Source organism: Streptomyces longwoodensis, from assembly GCF_001514125.1.
Classification (GTDB): Bacteria; Actinomycetota; Actinomycetes; order Streptomycetales; family Streptomycetaceae; genus Streptomyces; species Streptomyces longwoodensis.
Genome location: NZ_KQ948552.1, coordinates 1 through 16183 on the forward strand (window position 1 = coordinate 1; position 16183 = coordinate 16183).

Here is a 16183-nt window from a genome sequence, read left to right on the forward strand (position 1 = left end):
CCTAGGGGGCGAGGGGACAGGGGCCGACGGGGGCCCGGTCACGAGCGCGAGCGGAACGTGACCGGCGGGCCGTCGACGGCGCTCAGTTCGTGACGCGGGTGGGTCCGGAGCCGGCCGAGGGACCGACGCACGGCTCGGGGGTACGGGCCCGGACGAGGGCGGCGCGCGGCACGCTGGTCGTCATGGCGCTCGCCCCGGTGGGCGTCGTGACGGGTGCCGTGGTCGACGGAGTGGCGGGGGCCATGGTGGGAGCCGGCACGCGAGGCGCCATGGCGGGTGCCCCAGTGGGAGCCGGGACGGCACCTCCGGTGGAGACCTCGGTGGAGACCCCGGCCGAGTCCGTCATCGGAACGGCCGCACTCGCCCCCGCCCGCCCCGGCCACGGCCACAGCCCCCGCAGCCTCCGTCGTACGCTCTCGCCCCGTCCGTGCAGCAGGCCGAGGACGACCGCGGCGGCCACCGCTATCAGGTGCTCGCGGCCCGCCAGGTTGGGCTTGGCGATCGACTCCCACACCATCGAACCGCCGGTGAGGGTGAACACCACGGGCGCGCGGCGGACGACCGACATGTACGTGAACAGGCCGACCACGGCCGCCGAGGGTCCGGTGTCGAGCACCTGGCCGGCCTCGGGCGGCAGGCCGAAGCCCCACCAGCCGGGCCCCATGGCGATCATCACGCGCGCGGTGAGGGTCCCGGCGAGGGTGGTCACGTAGGCGACGAGCAGGGTCCTGCGTCGGCCGAGGGCCACCTCGGCCAGCGCGAAGGCGAGGAACAGCTGGGTGATGCCGGCCCACACCGGCAGGTCGAGCGCCGGGACGTAGAGGGAGACGGGTGTGCGCAGCAGCGCCAGCCACCACGGCAGGTCACCGCGCACTCCCCCGACGAGCCGTACGACGGTCGCACCGGTCGGGTGCTGGGCGATGGCGTGGAAGAAGATGACGCCCGCGCAGGCGACGAAGGCGAGGGACAGCGCACCGGGCCCGCGGCGGAAGAGCTCGCGCACCGGGTCGACGACGATGCCCCGCCACTCGCCCCACACCGTGCGCCCGACCCAGCGGACGGCACGGACCAGGCCGGCCCGGCTCAGCGCGGCACGGACCACCGCGGCGCGGCCGGGCGTGGCGTGACTCAGCTCGGCACGCGTACGGCCGTCGTCGTCGCGCCGCTCCGGTTCTGGACGCACTGTGCCCCCATCGTTCTCGTCGCCCGCCCTGTCGTACGGAACGACGTGCCCCGCGAGGGCGCCGTCGAACACGGGCACCTCGGCAGACGTGAAAGCCGACGTACAGGTTGCTCGCGTGACCGGGCACACACCCGGCGAGCGGAAGGCCACCGCCCCGCCCGCGGGAGCGCGCGAAGGTACGGGCCAGCCGCGAAGACTACGCAGGTCAGCGCCACTACGCCAGAGCGGTGGGAAGCCCGGGCGGCGGCATCCACGGCGGCGCGCCCCCAGCGGTGCCCGCGGCCCGGGCCACCCGCGCCCGGCTCGGTTACAGTTCTCGGCCGGTGCCGAGGGGCGGCACCCAGGAGGGGGCGACACGGTGCGGCACGGGGTGGGGTCGAGGACCGTCGGGCGCGGTGGCGGGTTGCTGAGGAGCGGACTGGTGCTGGCGGCCGCGGGATGCCTCGCGGGGGCGCTGACGGCCTGTGGGGCAGGCGGGGACGACGACGCGGCGACGCCGACGGCGTCCGGGGCGGGTGCCGGGGCGAGCGCTGCCGTGGCGGCGCGCGGCGCGACGATCGGTGCCCCGGACTCCGCCTGCCGGCTGCCCGTCACCTTCGCCCTGGCCAAGAACTGGAAGCCCGAGTCCACCGTCCCCGAGTCCACCGGCTCGACCGGACCCACCGGCTCCTCCGGCTCGACCGGATCCACCGGATCCACCGGATCCACCGGCTCCTCCCGCTCCACCGGCTCCGCCGCCACCCCCGCCGACGACCTGGCCGCCGAGATCGCCGACGCCCTGCTGCACCAGGGCCCGGTCACCGCGGTCTGCGAGGTCGACGCCAAGCCCGCCGGGCACATCGGCTTCCTGCGGGTGTGGACCGGCGAGCCCGGGGGCGCCGACGCGCGGTCCGTGCTGGCGTCCTTCGTCGGTGCGGAGAAGGGCGCGGGGCACGCCACGTACCGGGCCTTCACGACGGGCGGACTGTCCGGCACCGAGGTGGAGTACCGGGTGACCAGCGAGATCCTCGAGGACACGAAGACCGAGCGCGCCCTCGCCGTCACCACGCCCGACGGGCCGGTCGTCGTCCACCTCGGCGGGCTGGACGACGAGGAGCACCGGGCGATGCTCCCCGCGTACGAACTCGCGAAGAGCACCCTGCGCGTCACCGCGCGCTGACCGGCTGCACGACAGCAGATGCACGACAACGCCCGCGTGGCGCATTCTTGCTGTGTCGCCGTGCGGCGGCGCACGGACGAGGTAAGGGCCGATGACTGGGCCGATGACTGGGAGCGTCGGGGACGAGCGGGAGCCGCCCGGGCTGCTGACCGCCCTGCTGACCGGGGCCGCGGTGGACGCGATGCGTGCGGCGGGCGGCCACGCCGGCGGGGTCTACCTGCGTTCCCGCGCGCCCGGGATGCTGCGGCTGGCCGTGCTCACCGGGCTGCCGGGGCCGTTGTTCCAGCCGTGGTGGCGGGTGCACGTGGACCGGCCGTTCCCGGTGGCCGAGGCGCACCGGCTGGGGGTACCGGTGGTGCTGGCCAACGCCACCGAGGCGATGCGCCGCCATCCGCAGCTCGCGGCCGGTCTCCCGTTCGCGTTCGGCTGCCTGTGCGTGCCGGTGGTGTCCGGCACGCACGCGTACGGCGTGCTGACCGTGCTGCGCCCGCCCGTGGACGACGCCACGCGGATCGCCGCGGAGGTGGAGCGGCTGACGCTGCTGGCGGACGAGCTGGGCGCGGCGCTGAAGCGGTTCGAGGACGAGGGGACGGCCGTCGTCTGGGACGGGGGGCCGCACTGCGTGCGTCCACCGTCCGGCGGACCGGCTCCGGGCCACGCCGGGCGCTTCACCTGGGACCCGGCGACCGACACGGTGCGCGCGGACGAGCACGCGCACGCCCTGCTCGGGCGGGAGCGCGGCATGTTCCCCCGGACGCTGGACGCGCTGGCCCGGGCGGTCACGCCGACCGGGGCGCTGGAGATGCCCACGCTGCTGCGGGAGGCCGCCGCGGGACGTCCGCCGGCGCTGCCGGTGCCGGTGTACACCGAGCACGGGGCGCCGCGGCTGCTGACGTTGTGGTCGCCCGACCCCTCCCGGCCGCCGGCCGCCGTCTCCGGTTTCCTGGTGGACCCCAGTCCGGGCGCGCTCGGTGACGCGGCCGCCGACCTGCTGCCGCAGGGCGTGTTCTGCGTGGACCGCCTCGGGCTGGTCGTCTACGCCAACCCCCGGGCCGCCCACCTGCTCGGTGTGCCCCCTCGGGGGCTGCTCGGCCGGTCGCTGTTCGACGCCGCGCCGTGGCTGAACCAGCCGGCCTGTGAGGACCACCTGCGCGCCGCCCTGCTGACGCCCGAGCCGGCGCACTTCCACGTACGGCGGCCGCCCTCGGACGCGCAGCCCTTCGAGGGCGACTGGCTCAGCTTCTCCGTGTACCCGGGGCCGGACCGGCTGACCTGCACCGTCGTCCCCGAGAACCGGGTGTCCGACGGCACCGGCGGCGCGACCGCCGCGGACGGGCCGGGGCCCGACACGGCGGCGCCCGTCTACCGGCCCATCGTGCTGGCGATCGCCCTGACGGAGGCGGTGACCGCGCGGCAGGTGTCGGAGGTGGTGATGCGGGAGCTGCTGCCCGCCTTCGGCGGCAACCGGCTCGCCATCTACCTGCTGCAGGAGAGGCACCTGTACCTGGCGTGGGAGTCCGGCTTCCCGAAGGGATTCCTCGCGCCGTTCCAGGGGGTGGCGCTCGACGCGCGGCTGCCGGGCGTGGAGACGCTCACCACCGGCCGTCCCCTGTTCTTCGACTCGATGCGGCAGCTGGCGGCCGCCTACCCGGGCATCCCGCTGGACGCCGAGGAGGGCACCCGGGCGTTCCTGCCGCTGATCGCGTCGGGCCGTCCGGTCGGCTCGTGCATCCTCGGCTTCGACCGGCCGCGCAGCTTCGGCGCCGAGGACCGCACCGTGCTCACGGCGCTCGCGGGCCTGATCGCCCACGCCCTGGAGAAGGCCCAGCGCTACGACACGGAGGCGGCCCTCGCCCGCGGCCTCCAGCAGGCGCTGTTGCCCCGGCGGCTGTCGTCGCACCCGTCGGTGGAGACCGCGGGCCGCTACCTGCCGGGCACCGAGGGCATGGAGGTGGGCGGCGACTGGTACGACGTGGTGGAGGCCGGGGACGGGCTGGCCCTGGTGATCGGGGACGTGCAGGGGCACGGGGTGCAGGCGGCGGCCACCATGGGTCAGCTGCGCACCGCGGTACGGGCGTTCGCGCTCGGGGACCGGCCGCCCGAGGAGGTGATGGCCGGCACCAACCACCTGCTCATCGACCTGGACCCCGGCCAGTTCGCGAGCTGTTGCTACGTCAGGCTGGATCCGGCGCGGGGCGTGGCCCGGGTGGTGCGGGCCGGCCACCCGCCGCCGCTGCTGCGCTCGCCCGGCGGGCGGACCCGGGTGGTGGACCTGCCCGGCGGGGTGGTGCTCGGTGTCGACCCGCGCGCGCACTACCCGGTGACCGAGCTGCTCCTGGAGCCCGGCGCGATCCTGGCGCTGTACACGGACGGGCTGGTCGAGCGGCCGGGGCGGGACATCGACGAGGGGATCACCGCGCTGCGCCTGGCCCTGGAGCGGGCCGTGGAACCGGGGGTGCGTAGGCTGGCGGAGGTCGCCGACCGGCTCACCGCGGTCGCCCGGCAGGCCACCGACCGGCCCGACGACATCGCGCTGCTCCTCGCCGCACGGCACGGCGACGCGGACGCGACGGACCCTGCGCGAGGTGCTTCCCGTGACCTTCTGTGACCCCCCTCGCCCCGTGCGGCCGCGCGGTGTAGACATGGGCACATGGCCCGACCCCTGGGGCGCCCGGATCCGTCGTCGGCCCGTCGTCCCCGCGATCCGCGTGGCCGACGCGCTCCCGGGCGTGTCCGGCCGCCGCGCGAGCGCCAGGTGACCCGGGAGCGTGCGTCCGTCCGCGCGGCGCGGCTGGCCGAGCGCACCCGGCCGGACGACACCCGGCGGCGGTCGCGGCTGGGCGGGCTGAGCCTGGCCACACAGGTGTTCGTGCTCCAGGTGGTCATCGTGCTGCTGCTGATCGTGGCGGCGGTCGTGGCGCTGGTGCTCCAGGTCCGGCACGACAGCACCCAGGAGGCCCGCAACCGCTCGCTGGCGGTCGCCGAGACCTTCGCCAACTCCCCTGGGATCGTGCAGGCGTTGGCGAGCCCCGACCCGACGGCGGTGCTGCAGCCGAAGGCCGAGGCGACGCGCAAGGCCGCGCACGTCGACTTCGTCGTGGTGACGGACACCGACGGGATCCGCTACACCCATCCCAAGCCGGACCGCATCGGCAAGAAGTTCGTCGGCGACATCGCGCCCGCGCTGGCGGGGCAGTCGGTGGTGGAGGAGGTCGACGGGACGATCGGCCGGCTGGTGCAGGCCGTCGTCCCGGTGGAGGGCCCGGGCGGCCGGGTGGTGGGTCTGGTCTCGGCCGGCATCACCACCAAGCACGTGGGGGGCACCGCCGACCGGCAGATGCCGCTGCTGCTGGGCGCCGCGGCCGCCGCCCTCGCCCTGTCGATCGGTGGCACGGCGCTGGTCAGCCGGCGGCTGCTGCGCCAGACGCACGGGCTCGGGCCGGGCGAGATGACGCGGATGTACGAGCACCACGACGCGGTGCTGCACACCGTGCGCGAGGGCGTGATCATCGTCGGCGGCGACGGCCGCCTGCTGCTCGCCAACGACGAGGCGCACCGCCTGCTGGACCTGCCCGACGACGCCGAGCGGCGGCACGTGCTGGACCTGGGACTGGATGCCGAAACGGCCGAGCTGCTCTCCTCGGGCCGGGTCGCCACGGACGAGGTGCACCTGGTCGGCGACCGGCTGATCGCGATCAACCAGCGGCCCACCGGCCTCGCGGGCGGCCCGCCCGGCAGCGTGGCCACGCTGCGCGACTCCACCGAGCTGCGGGCCCTGTCCGGCAAGGCGGACGCGGCCCGCGAGCGCCTGGACATGCTGTACGCGGCGGGGGTGGGCATCGGCACCAGCCTGGACGTCACGCGCACCGCCGAGGAGCTGGTGGAGCTGGCCGTGCCCCGGTTCGCGGACTTCGCGACGGTGGACCTGTTCGACGCGGTCCTGGACGGCGACGAGCCGGAGCCGGGCAGTGTGCTGCGGCGCACGGCGGTGACCGGCGTCCGCGAGGGGGCGCCGCTGTACGCGGTGGGCGAGCAGATCCGGTTCGTCGAGACCTCCCCGCAGGCGCGGGGCATGGCCCAGGGGCGTCCGGTGCTGGAGGCCCGGCTGGCCGAGTCGCCGGGCTGGCGGGCGCAGGACCTGGAGCGCACCGAGCAGGTCGTGGACTTCGGCATCCACTCGCTGATCGCGGTGCCGGTGCGCGCGGGCGCGCTGGTGCTGGGCGTGGTGACCTTCTGGCGGTCGGAGCGGCCTGACCCGTTCGACCGGGAGGAGGTGGCGCTGGCGGAGGAGCTGGTGACGCGAGCCGCGGTCACCATCGACAACGCGCGCCGCTACACCCGGGAGCACGGCATGGCCGTCACCCTCCAGCGCAGTCTGCTGCCGCGCACCCTGCCCGAGCAGAACGCCCTGGACATCGCCTACCGGTACCTGCCCGCGCAGGCCGGGGTGGGCGGTGACTGGTTCGACGTGCTGCCGCTGTCCGGGGCCCGGGTGGCGCTGGTGGTCGGGGACGTGGTGGGGCACGGGCTGCACGCGGCGGCCACGATGGGCCGGCTGCGCACGGCGGTGCACAACTTCTCGGCGCTGGACCTGGCGCCGGAGGAGTTGCTGGGGCTGCTGGACGAGCTGGTGGCCCGCATCGACCAGGACGAGACGGCGGACGGCACCACCGCCCCGGTGTCCGGGGCGACCTGTCTGTACGCCATCTACGACCCGGTGTCCCGGCGGTGCACGGTGGCCCGGGCCGGGCACCCGCCGCCCGCGCTGGTGCGTCCGGACGGGCGGGTGGAGTACCCGGAGGTGCCGGCGGGCCTGCCACTGGGCCTGGGCGGGCTGCCGTTCGAGACGGCGGAGCTGGAGCTGGACGAGGGCAGCCGCCTGGTGCTGTACACCGACGGGCTGGTGGAGGACCGGGAGCGGGACATCGACGCCGGGCTGGCCCTGCTCAGCGGGGCGCTGGAGCGGGGGGCCGACGCCTCGCCCGAGGAGACGTGCCGGGTGGTCCTGGACGAACTGCTGCCGCCCCGCCCGAACGACGACATCGCCCTGATCGTGGCGCGTACCCGGGCGCTGGGCCCGGACCGGGTTGCCGAGTGGGACGTGCCGATGGACCCGGCGGCGGTCGGCGAGGTGCGTGCCGCGGTGGTCCGGCAGCTGGCGCGCTGGGAGCTGGAGGAGCTGTCGTTCAGCACGGAGCTGATCCTGAGCGAACTGGTGACCAACGCGATCCGCTACGGCGGCGCGCCCGTACGGGTGCGGCTGCTGCGGGACCGGGCGCTGATCTGCGAGGTCTCCGACGGGAGCAGCACCTCGCCGCACCTGCGGTACGCGGCGATGACCGACGAGGGCGGGCGCGGGCTGTTCCTGGTGGCGCAGCTCGCGGAGCGCTGGGGGACGCGCTACACGCCCACCGGCAAGATCATCTGGGCGGAGCAGCCCCTGTCCTGAGCGGTCCGGCGTACCCCCAGGGGCGCTTTGGGCAGCCATAAAACCTGCTTATGACCTCATAGACCGGACCCGCGTACCGACTTAGGCTGCCCTTAGCTTAGGCTTCCCGACGAGCGATCTTTCGTCTCTCGAAGGGAACCTGCCATGCCCCGCCCCCTGCGGGTAGCCATCGTCGGAGCCGGCCCGGCCGGGATCTACGCCGCCGACGCGCTGCTCAAGTCCGGTGCGGCCACCGACCCCGGTGTGTCCATCGACCTCTTCGAGCGGATGCCGGCCCCGTTCGGACTGATCCGCTACGGCGTGGCCCCCGACCACCCCCGCATCAAGGGCATCATCACCGCCCTGCACCAGGTGCTCGACAAGCCGCAGGTCCGCCTGTTCGGCAACGTCGACTACCCGGCCGACATCACCCTGGACGACCTGCGCGCCTTCTACGACGCGGTGATCTTCTCCACCGGCGCGACCGCCGACCGCGAGCTGCCGATCCCGGGCGTCGACCTGGACGGGTCCTACGGCGCCGCCGACTTCGTCTCCTGGTACGACGGTCACCCGGACGTGCCGCGCACCTGGCCGCTGGACGCCGAGAAGGTCGCGGTCCTGGGCGTCGGCAACGTCGCCCTCGACGTGGCCCGCATCCTCGCCAAGACCGCGGACGAGCTGCTGCCGACCGAGATCCCGCCGAACGTCCACGAGGGCCTGAAGGCCAACAAGGCGCTGGAGGTCCACGTCTTCGGCCGCCGGGGTCCGGCGCAGGCCAAGTTCAGCCCGATGGAGCTGCGCGAGCTGGACCACTCGCCGAACATCGAGGTCGTCGTCGACCCCGAGGACATCGACTACGACGAGGGCTCGATCGCCACCCGGCGCGGCAACAAGCAGGCCGACATGGTCGCCAAGACCCTGGAGAACTGGGCGATCCGCGACGTCGGCGACCGCCCGCACAAGCTGTTCCTGCACTTCTTCGAGTCGCCCGCCGAGATCCTCGGCGAGGACGGCAAGGTGGTCGGCCTGCGCACCGAGCGCACCGAGCTGGACGGCACCGGCAACGTCCGGGGCACCGGCCGGTTCACCGACTGGGACGTCACCGCCGTCTACCGCGCCGTCGGCTACCTCTCCGACAAGCTGCCCAAGCTGCCCTGGGACCTGCGGTCGGGCACGGTCCCGGACGAGGGCGGGCGCGTCATCGAGGAGAGCGGCGCGCACCTGCAGTCCGTGTACGTCACCGGCTGGATCCGGCGCGGCCCCATCGGCCTCATCGGCCACACCAAGGGCGATGCCAACGAGACGGTGTCCAACCTGCTCGACGACCACGCCCACGGCCGTCTGCAGGTCCCCGCCTCCCCCGAGCCCGAGGCGGTGGAAGCGTTCCTCGCCGAGCGCGCGGTGCGCTACACCACGTGGGAGGGCTGGTACCGGCTGGACGCCGCCGAGCGCGCGCTGGGCGAGCCGCAGGGCCGCGAGCGCGTGAAGCTCGTCGAGCGCGAGGACATGCTCCGCGAGAGCGGCGCCTGACCCGGCGCGGCCCACGCGTCCGCACGACGGCCCGACCGGGAGCGGGTGCCCCGCCCGCCCCGGTCAGCTGCCGCGGGGATAGGTGTTGGTGACCTTGCCCCCGACCGTGGCGGACAGGTGGCCGGAGCCGTAGGCGTCGGCCAGGTAGACGCCCAGGTAGGGGTCGGTGTCGAACACCGTGGAGGCCGGCTGCACCACGATGTAACGGGTGGTCGGTGACGGCACCTTCAGCGTGCGGGCGGCCTTCGCGAGGAGGGCCGGGACCGCGTCCCAGTCGTAGATGTCCGGGTCCACCGGGACCTCGCCGGTCATCACCGTGCCGCCCGGTCCGCTCTTGACGGCGACGTCGGCGCCGGCGTCGTAGCGGTAGGAGTCGTACAGCTCCGGGTTGCCCTTCACCGGCACCCCGGCGATCGCGTACTCGCCGTACACGGCGAGGCTGGTGAACTTCTCGCCGCCCGACGCCGCCTTGATCTTCGCCACGGTCGTGCGCAGCCCCTCGGCGGTCAGCAGGTCCGCCGGGGCCGTGCCCTTGTCGTCGGCGGCCGGGGTGGCGCCGCCGGTGGCTCCCGCCGTCCCGCGGCCCGATCCCGGGTCGGTCCCCGTCGTGCGGCCGCCGGCCGAGGTGCTCGCGCCGCCGCCGTTGCCCGTCCCGGTACCGCCCGTGCCGTCGTCCGGGAGCAGCGTCCACACCAGGGCGCCCGCCAGGGCGACCCCGGCGACGGACGTGGCGACGGCCAGTACCCGCGCGCGCCGGGCGGGACGGCGGACCGGGGGCACGCCGACCGTGACCACCGGCCCGCCCGGCGAGGATCCGGGACCGGGCGGCGGCAGGTGGTACGAGGTCGGAGCGGCGTCCGCGGGAACGGACGGGCCGTACGCGGGAGCGTGGGTCGCAGGGCCGTACCCGGGCGAGTGGGGCGCGGAGCCGTACCCGGAGCCAGGGGACGACGTGGTGGTCGCCGGGGGCACAACGGCGTGCGGACCCTGGCCCGGACCGGTGGGGGCCCCTCCCGCCGCGGCCTGCCCTGCCTCGGCGAGCATCCGGTCGACCGTCCCGGCGTCGGGCCGGGCCTGCGGGTCCTTGACGAGCAGGGCGGACAGGACGGGGGTCAGCGGACCGGCCTGCCGGGGCGGGGGCACCTCCTCGCTGAGGACCGCCGCGAGCGTGGCCAGGGTGGAGGAGCGGCGCAGCGGGTGGTGGCCCTCGACGGCGACGTAGAGCATCATCGCCAGCGACCACAGGTCGGCCGCGGGGCCGCCGTCCTTGCCGCTGACGCGCTCGGGCGCCATGTAGTCCGGTGATCCGATGACCGCACCGGTGGCGGTGAGGCTGGTGTGCTCACGGATCGCCGCGATGCCGAAGTCCGTGAGCACGGGTCTGCCGTCCGGGCGCAGCAACACGTTCGGCGGCTTCACGTCGCGGTGTTCGATCCCCACGGCGTGAGCCGCGCGCAGCGCCGCCAGCACCTCGCGCCCCAGACCGGCCGCCTCCCCCGCGGTCAGCGGCCCGCGCTCCAGCCGGTCCTGGAGGGAGCCGCCGGTGACGAGTTCCATGACGAGCCAGGGGAACGTGCCCTCGCCGCCGTCGACGACGTGGTGGATGGCGACCACGTTCGGGTGGTGGACGCGGGCCAGCGCACGGGCCTCGCGCAGCACGCGCTCGCGCAGCAGCCGGGCGGCCTGCGGGTCGTGCTCGGCGAGGCCCGGGTCCGACGGCCGGACCTCCTTCACGGCCACCTCGCGCAGCAGGACCAGGTCACGGGCTCGCCACACCAGGCCCATCCCCCCGCTGCCCAACCGCTCCAGCAGCTCGAAGCGGCCGTCTATCACCCGTGCGCCGGATCCCCCTGTGCTCATGGAGGGAGCCTAAGGCGCGCCGCGCGCGACCGCGTACCCGGATCGGGTAGGGAACGGGCCATACGTGCGCGTGCGCGGGGAACGAGAACGGGCCGGTGTGCTGTGAAGCGGGGTTTCTCCGGGTATCTCTCCCTCAGCGCACCTGCGCGCAGCACTCCCGACGACAAAAGGACACATGGCCTTGGCTCTCGCGTACCCTGACGCTCCCTCAACTCGCCGCCCGGGTCGGTCGTGGACGATCCGGGTGACGGGGCACCGCGACCGGAGCGCCTCCGTCAGCTGCTCCTCGGGCTGTCGCATGCCCGCCCGTTCGCGGGACGTCGCCGCCCTGCGCCGTTTCGCCGAAGCCCATGCCGCCGCGCACGCCCGGGCGGCCACCGTCCGCCCCGACGCGTCCTGCGGCTGCCGCCAGTCCAAGTGTTCCGCGCACGAGGGCGCCCGTGTCACCTGCGCGGGCACGGTGGTGCTGGTCCTGCGGCACGACCCCGCCGTGGGCCAGGTCTGGACGCTCACCGAGGTGTGCTCCGCGTGCGCCCCGCTGATGACCCACGCGCGCGTGGTCGGCCACGCCACCCCGCGCGCCCGGCAGGAGATGCCGCAGACACCGCGGCCGGTCGTCGAACACCCGGTCGGCGGACCCGAGGTCGTGACGGCGGGCGCGGAGGCCCGGGCCGTGCCCGGCGGGTTCAGCGCACCGGCCGCCGTGGCCGCCGTTCCCGCGGAGGATGCGCGCCGGGGTGGTGGGGTGCGCCGTCGCCGCGGCCGGTGACGGGGAGCGTCGTCCCGCACGGCCCCGGACCGGCCGTGCGGGAGAGCGGGCAGGACCCGCCCCGACGCGGATGGATGGGCGGGCCCTGTCCGCCCGGACGATTGTGGTGAGCGCGCGCCGCCGTGGACACGGGTGCGCGCGCCCCGGCTGGTGTGCGCCGCGCGCGCCCCGCCCGCAGCGCGCACACCCCGTGTGTGCCGCAGGGCGCCGTCACCGCCGGGGTGCCCCCTGCGTGCGCGGCGGCGTGGCCACCGCCCGTTCCCGCGTTCCGGCCGGCCCGCCCCCCACGTGATCGAGTGCGCGTGACCACGAGCAATACTGGACCGCGCACGCCGCCCCCTTTCCCAGATGGACTCATGCCGACCTCTTCCACCGCCCTTCCCGCGACGCCCTCCACGGTGTGGCTGGCGCGGGGCCGCCACACCGGACCCGCCCCGGCGCAGGAGCTCCTGGAGAACCTCCAGCGCCAGAAGGACGAGGGCGGTATCCAGGACTTCATGGAGCTGTCCGAGGACGAGCGCCCACCGGACCTGCGGGTCTTCGAGGCCCGCTGGCTCGTCCCCGACGAGGTGACCGTGCGCGCCCGCCTCGAGCTGGCGCAGACCACGGGACGCCCGCAGGAGCACATCTGGACCCTGGTCGCCGAGGCCGAGGGCCCCTGGGGCCGGCGGTGGCCCTCCCCCGCCACCCGGTTCTGGCCCGCGGGGACGGGCGCCGGGGCGGACGGCGACTGGGACCACGCGCCCGGCCCCGGGCTGCGGTTCCGGCACGTCAACCCGCTGCCCGACGACGACAAGGAACTGCGCCGGGTCCTCAGGGGCGCGCTGCGCGACGACTGGAACGTCCACCTCGTCGTGCACGAGGCGATGACGCCGGACGCGCGGGGCCGCAAGCCCCTCGTCCGGTTCCTGCCGGCCGGCCTGCGCGACCGCGTCGTGGAGCACCGTGCCGCGCCGCACCAGCTGCGCGCGGTCAACTGGGCGCTGCGCGACTCCGGCGCGGAGGTGCCGCGCGGCGGGGCCGTCGTGCTGCCCGGTACGACCGGTGCCCTGGACGCCGGTGCCGCCGACGCCGCCGGCTACGCCGTACGGACCGTGTTCCTCGACGGGTCGGAGCCGTCGGAGCTGGTGGAGGCGGTCAGCCGGTTCGCGGCCGCGGTGAAGCCGCTGCCCGAGGGCGCCACGGAGGTGCTGACCGCGCTGCGCGAGGAGTGGCACCTGCTGACGGTGGAGGAGGAGCTGGCCCGGCAGCGGCAGTTGGTGGCCATGTACGCCGAGGCGCTGGAGGCGATGACGCGGTCCCGCGACCTGTACCGGGACGCCGCCGAACAGGCCCATGAGGCGCTGGCGGTGTACCGGGAGCACGCCGAGACCCCGCTGTTCCCGCCGCGCGGCGAGGAACCGCAGCCGGCCGTGCGCTCCGGCGGCTCCCCGTTCCAGCAGCTCACCCGCACCCTGGAACGCCTCAGGGACTCCGCCAAGTCCCTGCGGCCCGCGCCGGACGGGAAGGTCACCGCCGCCCCGCGCGACGCCGGACCCGCCGAGGACCCGGAGCCGTCGGCACAGCAGCGCTGACGCACGTCGTCCCCGACAGCGGCGCCGGGACCGAGGGTGTCAGGAGAACAGCGGGAAGCGGTCCGCGTCGGCGCGCAGGGCGGTCCGTTCGCCGTCGGTGAGCGCGGCCCGGCCGGTGCCCACGCGCGCGTAGTGCTCGTCCGTCCACTCCACGGGGGCGGGCCGGCCGAGCAGTCCGTCCAGGGTGGCGCGCACCGTCGCCAGGGCGGCCGGGGCGGGGCGGGGCGCGTCCGGCAGGTGGACGACCAGGTCGAGGTGGTGCACGGCGGCCTCGACGGCCAGCGTCGCCATCAGGTCGGCCACGGTCAGGACGTGCCCCTGGGTGGCCACGCACCGGTCGGCGGGCGTCGCAGCCGTGGCCCGTACGGTGGCCGCGGCCGTCTCCAGGTACAGCGCGCGCAGCTGCCGGAAGTCCAGGAACATGCTCGCGGCGACCCGGTCGAAGCGCCGCCCGTTCGCCGCGCCGACCGGATCGTCCCCCCAGTCCCGCCAGTACGTCACGGCGTCCCGGTCGGGCGGCCCCGCGGCCGGGGTGTGCAGGGCGACGAGGGCGCGCTGGGCGTCGCCGACGCAGTGGAAGACCAGGTCCCGCACGGCCCAGCCGGCGCAGCCGCTCGGCAGCCAGGACTCCTCGTCACCGAGCCCCCCGACGACGGCCGCGAAGCCCTGGTAGGCGGCACGCAGGGCCCCTGCGGCGCCGGAACGGGGGTGCGGGGGCGTGGTCATGACGGCCAGGGTAGACGGGGGCGGGGCGGACGCGCCGGGGTCGGGGAGCCGAGGCGGACGCAGGAGGGCCCCCGCCGGCAGGGCGGGGGCCGTCCTCCGTGCGGCGTGGGTCAGCGTGTCTCCGCGGGCAGTTCGGGGCGGACCGGCACGGCGCGCGGCACGGGCTGCTGGAAGGCCAGCAGCAGGGCCGACAGCGCGGCCAGCGCCGCGCACACGGCGACCGCGCCGGCCAGCCAGGGCGGGGCGGCGGTGACCCGCACCACGTCGGACAGGGCCGACGGCCCGAACCGGTCCACGAGGAGTTCCCCGGCGGCCAGCGCCGCGGCCACCACCACGGCGCCGGAGAGCACCGCGAGGGCGGGCCGGACCAGCAGGACCATGGCCAGCATCCCGCACAGCACCGAGGCGCCCAGGGCGATGCCGTACGCCTGGCCGGTCGCGCCGACCGCGTGCAGCGGCAGGAACGCGGCGCAGCACAGCACGAGCAGCGCCCCGGCGAGCCGGCCGGGCCACAGCGAGGTCTCCTCGGCGCCCCGCACGGGCCGCGGGGCCGCCGCCGTGCGCTCCCGGCGCGGGCGGACCTGCGGCGGGTACGGCTCGTCGGCGTGCTCCGCGGGGAACAGGTCGTCGTCCTCGGGGGCGGGGAACGGCCCGACGGTCCGCTGCGGCGGAGCCGGACGGCTCAACCGGCCGATCAGGTCGACGAGTTCCCCGACAGGCCGGCGGGTCGCCGCCGCCCGGACCGCCTCCTGCTCGCAGTGGGGCTCCACGGCGGCCTGGCGCAGCAGCTCCATCAGCCGCGTGACGTCCTCGACCGGACGGCGCTCGGCCGCGGCACGGATCACCTCGTCGGCGCCGTCGGCCGGCCGGGGCGGCTGGGTGAGCAGGGTCACGAGCCGGGCGACGTCGTCCACGGAGCGGTTCACCCCGGCGGCGCGCAGCGCGTCGCCCACGGCCCCGACGTGCTCCGGGGACTGTTCGAGCAGGGTGATGAGTTCGGCGACCTCCTCCAGCGGACGGTCCACGACGGCGGCCCGGACCAGCCCGTCGACCGCGTCCGCGCCCGCCAGGTCGAGGGGGGCGCGCACCGCGTCGGCGCCCGCCGGCCCGTCGGGCGGGGAGGAGGGCGTGGAGGAGGGCGTGGAGGACACCCCGCTCGGCGGTATGGCGGCGGGATACGAGGCGACTGGGGATGAGCGGGTGGTCATGGTGGCTCCATGGGAGGTTGCGGCCGGTCCTGCGCCCCCGAAGTGCGGTACGCGACTACGCCTGCCATGGGACGTCCCCCTACGGCGCCGCGCCACCCGGGTGCGCCACACGGATGAGAAGTGGCGTGGAACACGCCCACCGGCCGTCAGCAGCGGTCCCGACGACCTCCCGACGGGTGGAGTACGGCGGCCCGTGCCATACGGGCGCGGTGCGCGGGTACTTCCTCAGTGAGGCCCGCGACCGGCGGTGCCCACGGGGTGCCGCCGCCGGCGGCACCCGGACTGGGGGGAGGGTCCCGTGGACACGACCACCATCGTGCTCGTCATCGCCGCGCTCCTCGCGGCCGTCGTGCTCGTCGTCGCGGTCCGGCTGGCCGTACGGCTGGTCCGCACCCGGCGTGACCTGCGCCGGGCCGGGCTTCCGACCGGGCGGCGCTGGGTCTTCTGGGGTGCGCTCCTGTACCTCGTGCTGCCGACCGACCTGGTGCCCGACCCCGTCTACCTGGACGACATCGGGGTGCTCCTGCTCGCCCTGCGCAGTCTGCGCGCCCCGCTCGCCCCTCTCGCCGAACCGGAGCCCGAGCGGCCCCGGACGGTGCGCGCCACCGCGCCCGGCCACCGGCCGGGCCGCTCCCTCTGACGTCGAGTCAACCTCCGCGCCCCTTTCCGCCGTCTCAGGACCGGGGCGCCGAACGCGTCGTGATTACTCAGTGTAAGGAAACCAATCACCCGTTCGATTCGTATAA

11 protein-coding genes are annotated in these 16183 nt (G+C 75.7%); 7 read left to right on the plus strand and 4 right to left on the minus strand.

Going from position 1 to position 16183, the window contains the following annotated elements:
• Window positions 1-82: 82 nt before the first annotated feature.
• A complete protein-coding gene (locus AQJ30_RS40100; RefSeq protein WP_245726906.1) occupies window positions 83-1183 on the minus strand; it encodes a hypothetical protein in 1101 nt (366 codons plus the stop codon).
• Window positions 1184-1604: 421 nt separating this feature from the next.
• On the opposite strand from AQJ30_RS40100, the gene AQJ30_RS12485 reads away from it, so the two are divergent.
• The 4 genes from AQJ30_RS12485 to AQJ30_RS12500 all read left to right on the plus strand — a co-directional run bounded on the left by AQJ30_RS12485 (window position 1605) and on the right by AQJ30_RS12500 (window position 9300).
• Window positions 1605-2342 carry a lipoprotein gene (locus AQJ30_RS12485; protein WP_169808472.1) on the plus strand — a complete coding sequence of 246 codons (738 nt, stop codon included), beginning with the start codon at window positions 1605-1607 and terminating at the stop codon, window positions 2340-2342.
• Between the two features lie 103 nt (window positions 2343-2445).
• A complete protein-coding gene (locus tag AQJ30_RS12490; RefSeq protein WP_067232721.1) occupies window positions 2446-4950 on the plus strand; it encodes a SpoIIE family protein phosphatase in 2505 nt (834 codons plus the stop codon).
• 42 nt (window positions 4951-4992) lie between these two features.
• A complete protein-coding gene (locus AQJ30_RS12495) occupies window positions 4993-7791 on the plus strand; it encodes a SpoIIE family protein phosphatase (RefSeq protein ID WP_079083991.1) in 2799 nt (932 codons plus the stop codon).
• A 144-nt stretch (window positions 7792-7935) separates the two neighbouring features.
• On the plus strand, window positions 7936-9300 hold the full coding sequence (locus AQJ30_RS12500) for an FAD-dependent oxidoreductase (RefSeq protein WP_067232724.1): 1365 nt from the start codon (window positions 7936-7938) through the stop codon (window positions 9298-9300).
• A 63-nt stretch (window positions 9301-9363) separates the two neighbouring features.
• Here the strand turns inward: AQJ30_RS12500 and AQJ30_RS12505 are convergent, their stop codons facing one another.
• Entirely contained in the window at window positions 9364-11160 is a 1797-nt protein-coding gene (locus tag AQJ30_RS12505; RefSeq protein ID WP_067232726.1) for a serine/threonine-protein kinase, read from the minus strand.
• 298 nt (window positions 11161-11458) lie between these two features.
• Here AQJ30_RS12505 and AQJ30_RS12510 point away from each other — a divergent pair, with 298 nt between their 5' ends.
• Together AQJ30_RS12510 and AQJ30_RS12515 are read left to right on the plus strand one after the other, a co-directional pair.
• The gene (locus tag AQJ30_RS12510) at window positions 11459-11929 is read left to right on the plus strand and encodes a hypothetical protein (protein ID WP_067232728.1); all 471 of its coding nucleotides are present in this window, start codon (window positions 11459-11461) and stop codon (window positions 11927-11929) included.
• A 356-nt stretch (window positions 11930-12285) separates the two neighbouring features.
• On the plus strand, window positions 12286-13503 hold the full coding sequence (locus tag AQJ30_RS12515) for a hypothetical protein (protein WP_067232731.1): 1218 nt from the start codon (window positions 12286-12288) through the stop codon (window positions 13501-13503).
• 39 nt (window positions 13504-13542) lie between these two features.
• Here the strand turns inward: AQJ30_RS12515 and AQJ30_RS12520 are convergent, their stop codons facing one another.
• The gene (locus tag AQJ30_RS12520; RefSeq protein WP_067232733.1) at window positions 13543-14229 is read right to left on the minus strand and encodes a maleylpyruvate isomerase N-terminal domain-containing protein; all 687 of its coding nucleotides are present in this window, start codon (window positions 14227-14229) and stop codon (window positions 13543-13545) included.
• A gap of 110 nt (window positions 14230-14339) precedes the next feature.
• Window positions 14340-15437 (minus strand): hypothetical protein, encoded by a 1098-nt coding sequence (locus tag AQJ30_RS12525; protein WP_211278972.1) that lies wholly within the window; start codon window positions 15435-15437, stop codon window positions 14340-14342.
• A 298-nt stretch (window positions 15438-15735) separates the two neighbouring features.
• Between AQJ30_RS12525 and AQJ30_RS12530 the strand changes: the two genes are divergently transcribed.
• The gene (locus AQJ30_RS12530; protein WP_067232738.1) at window positions 15736-16077 is read left to right on the plus strand and encodes a DUF1232 domain-containing protein; all 342 of its coding nucleotides are present in this window, start codon (window positions 15736-15738) and stop codon (window positions 16075-16077) included.
• Window positions 16078-16183 lie beyond the last annotated feature (106 nt).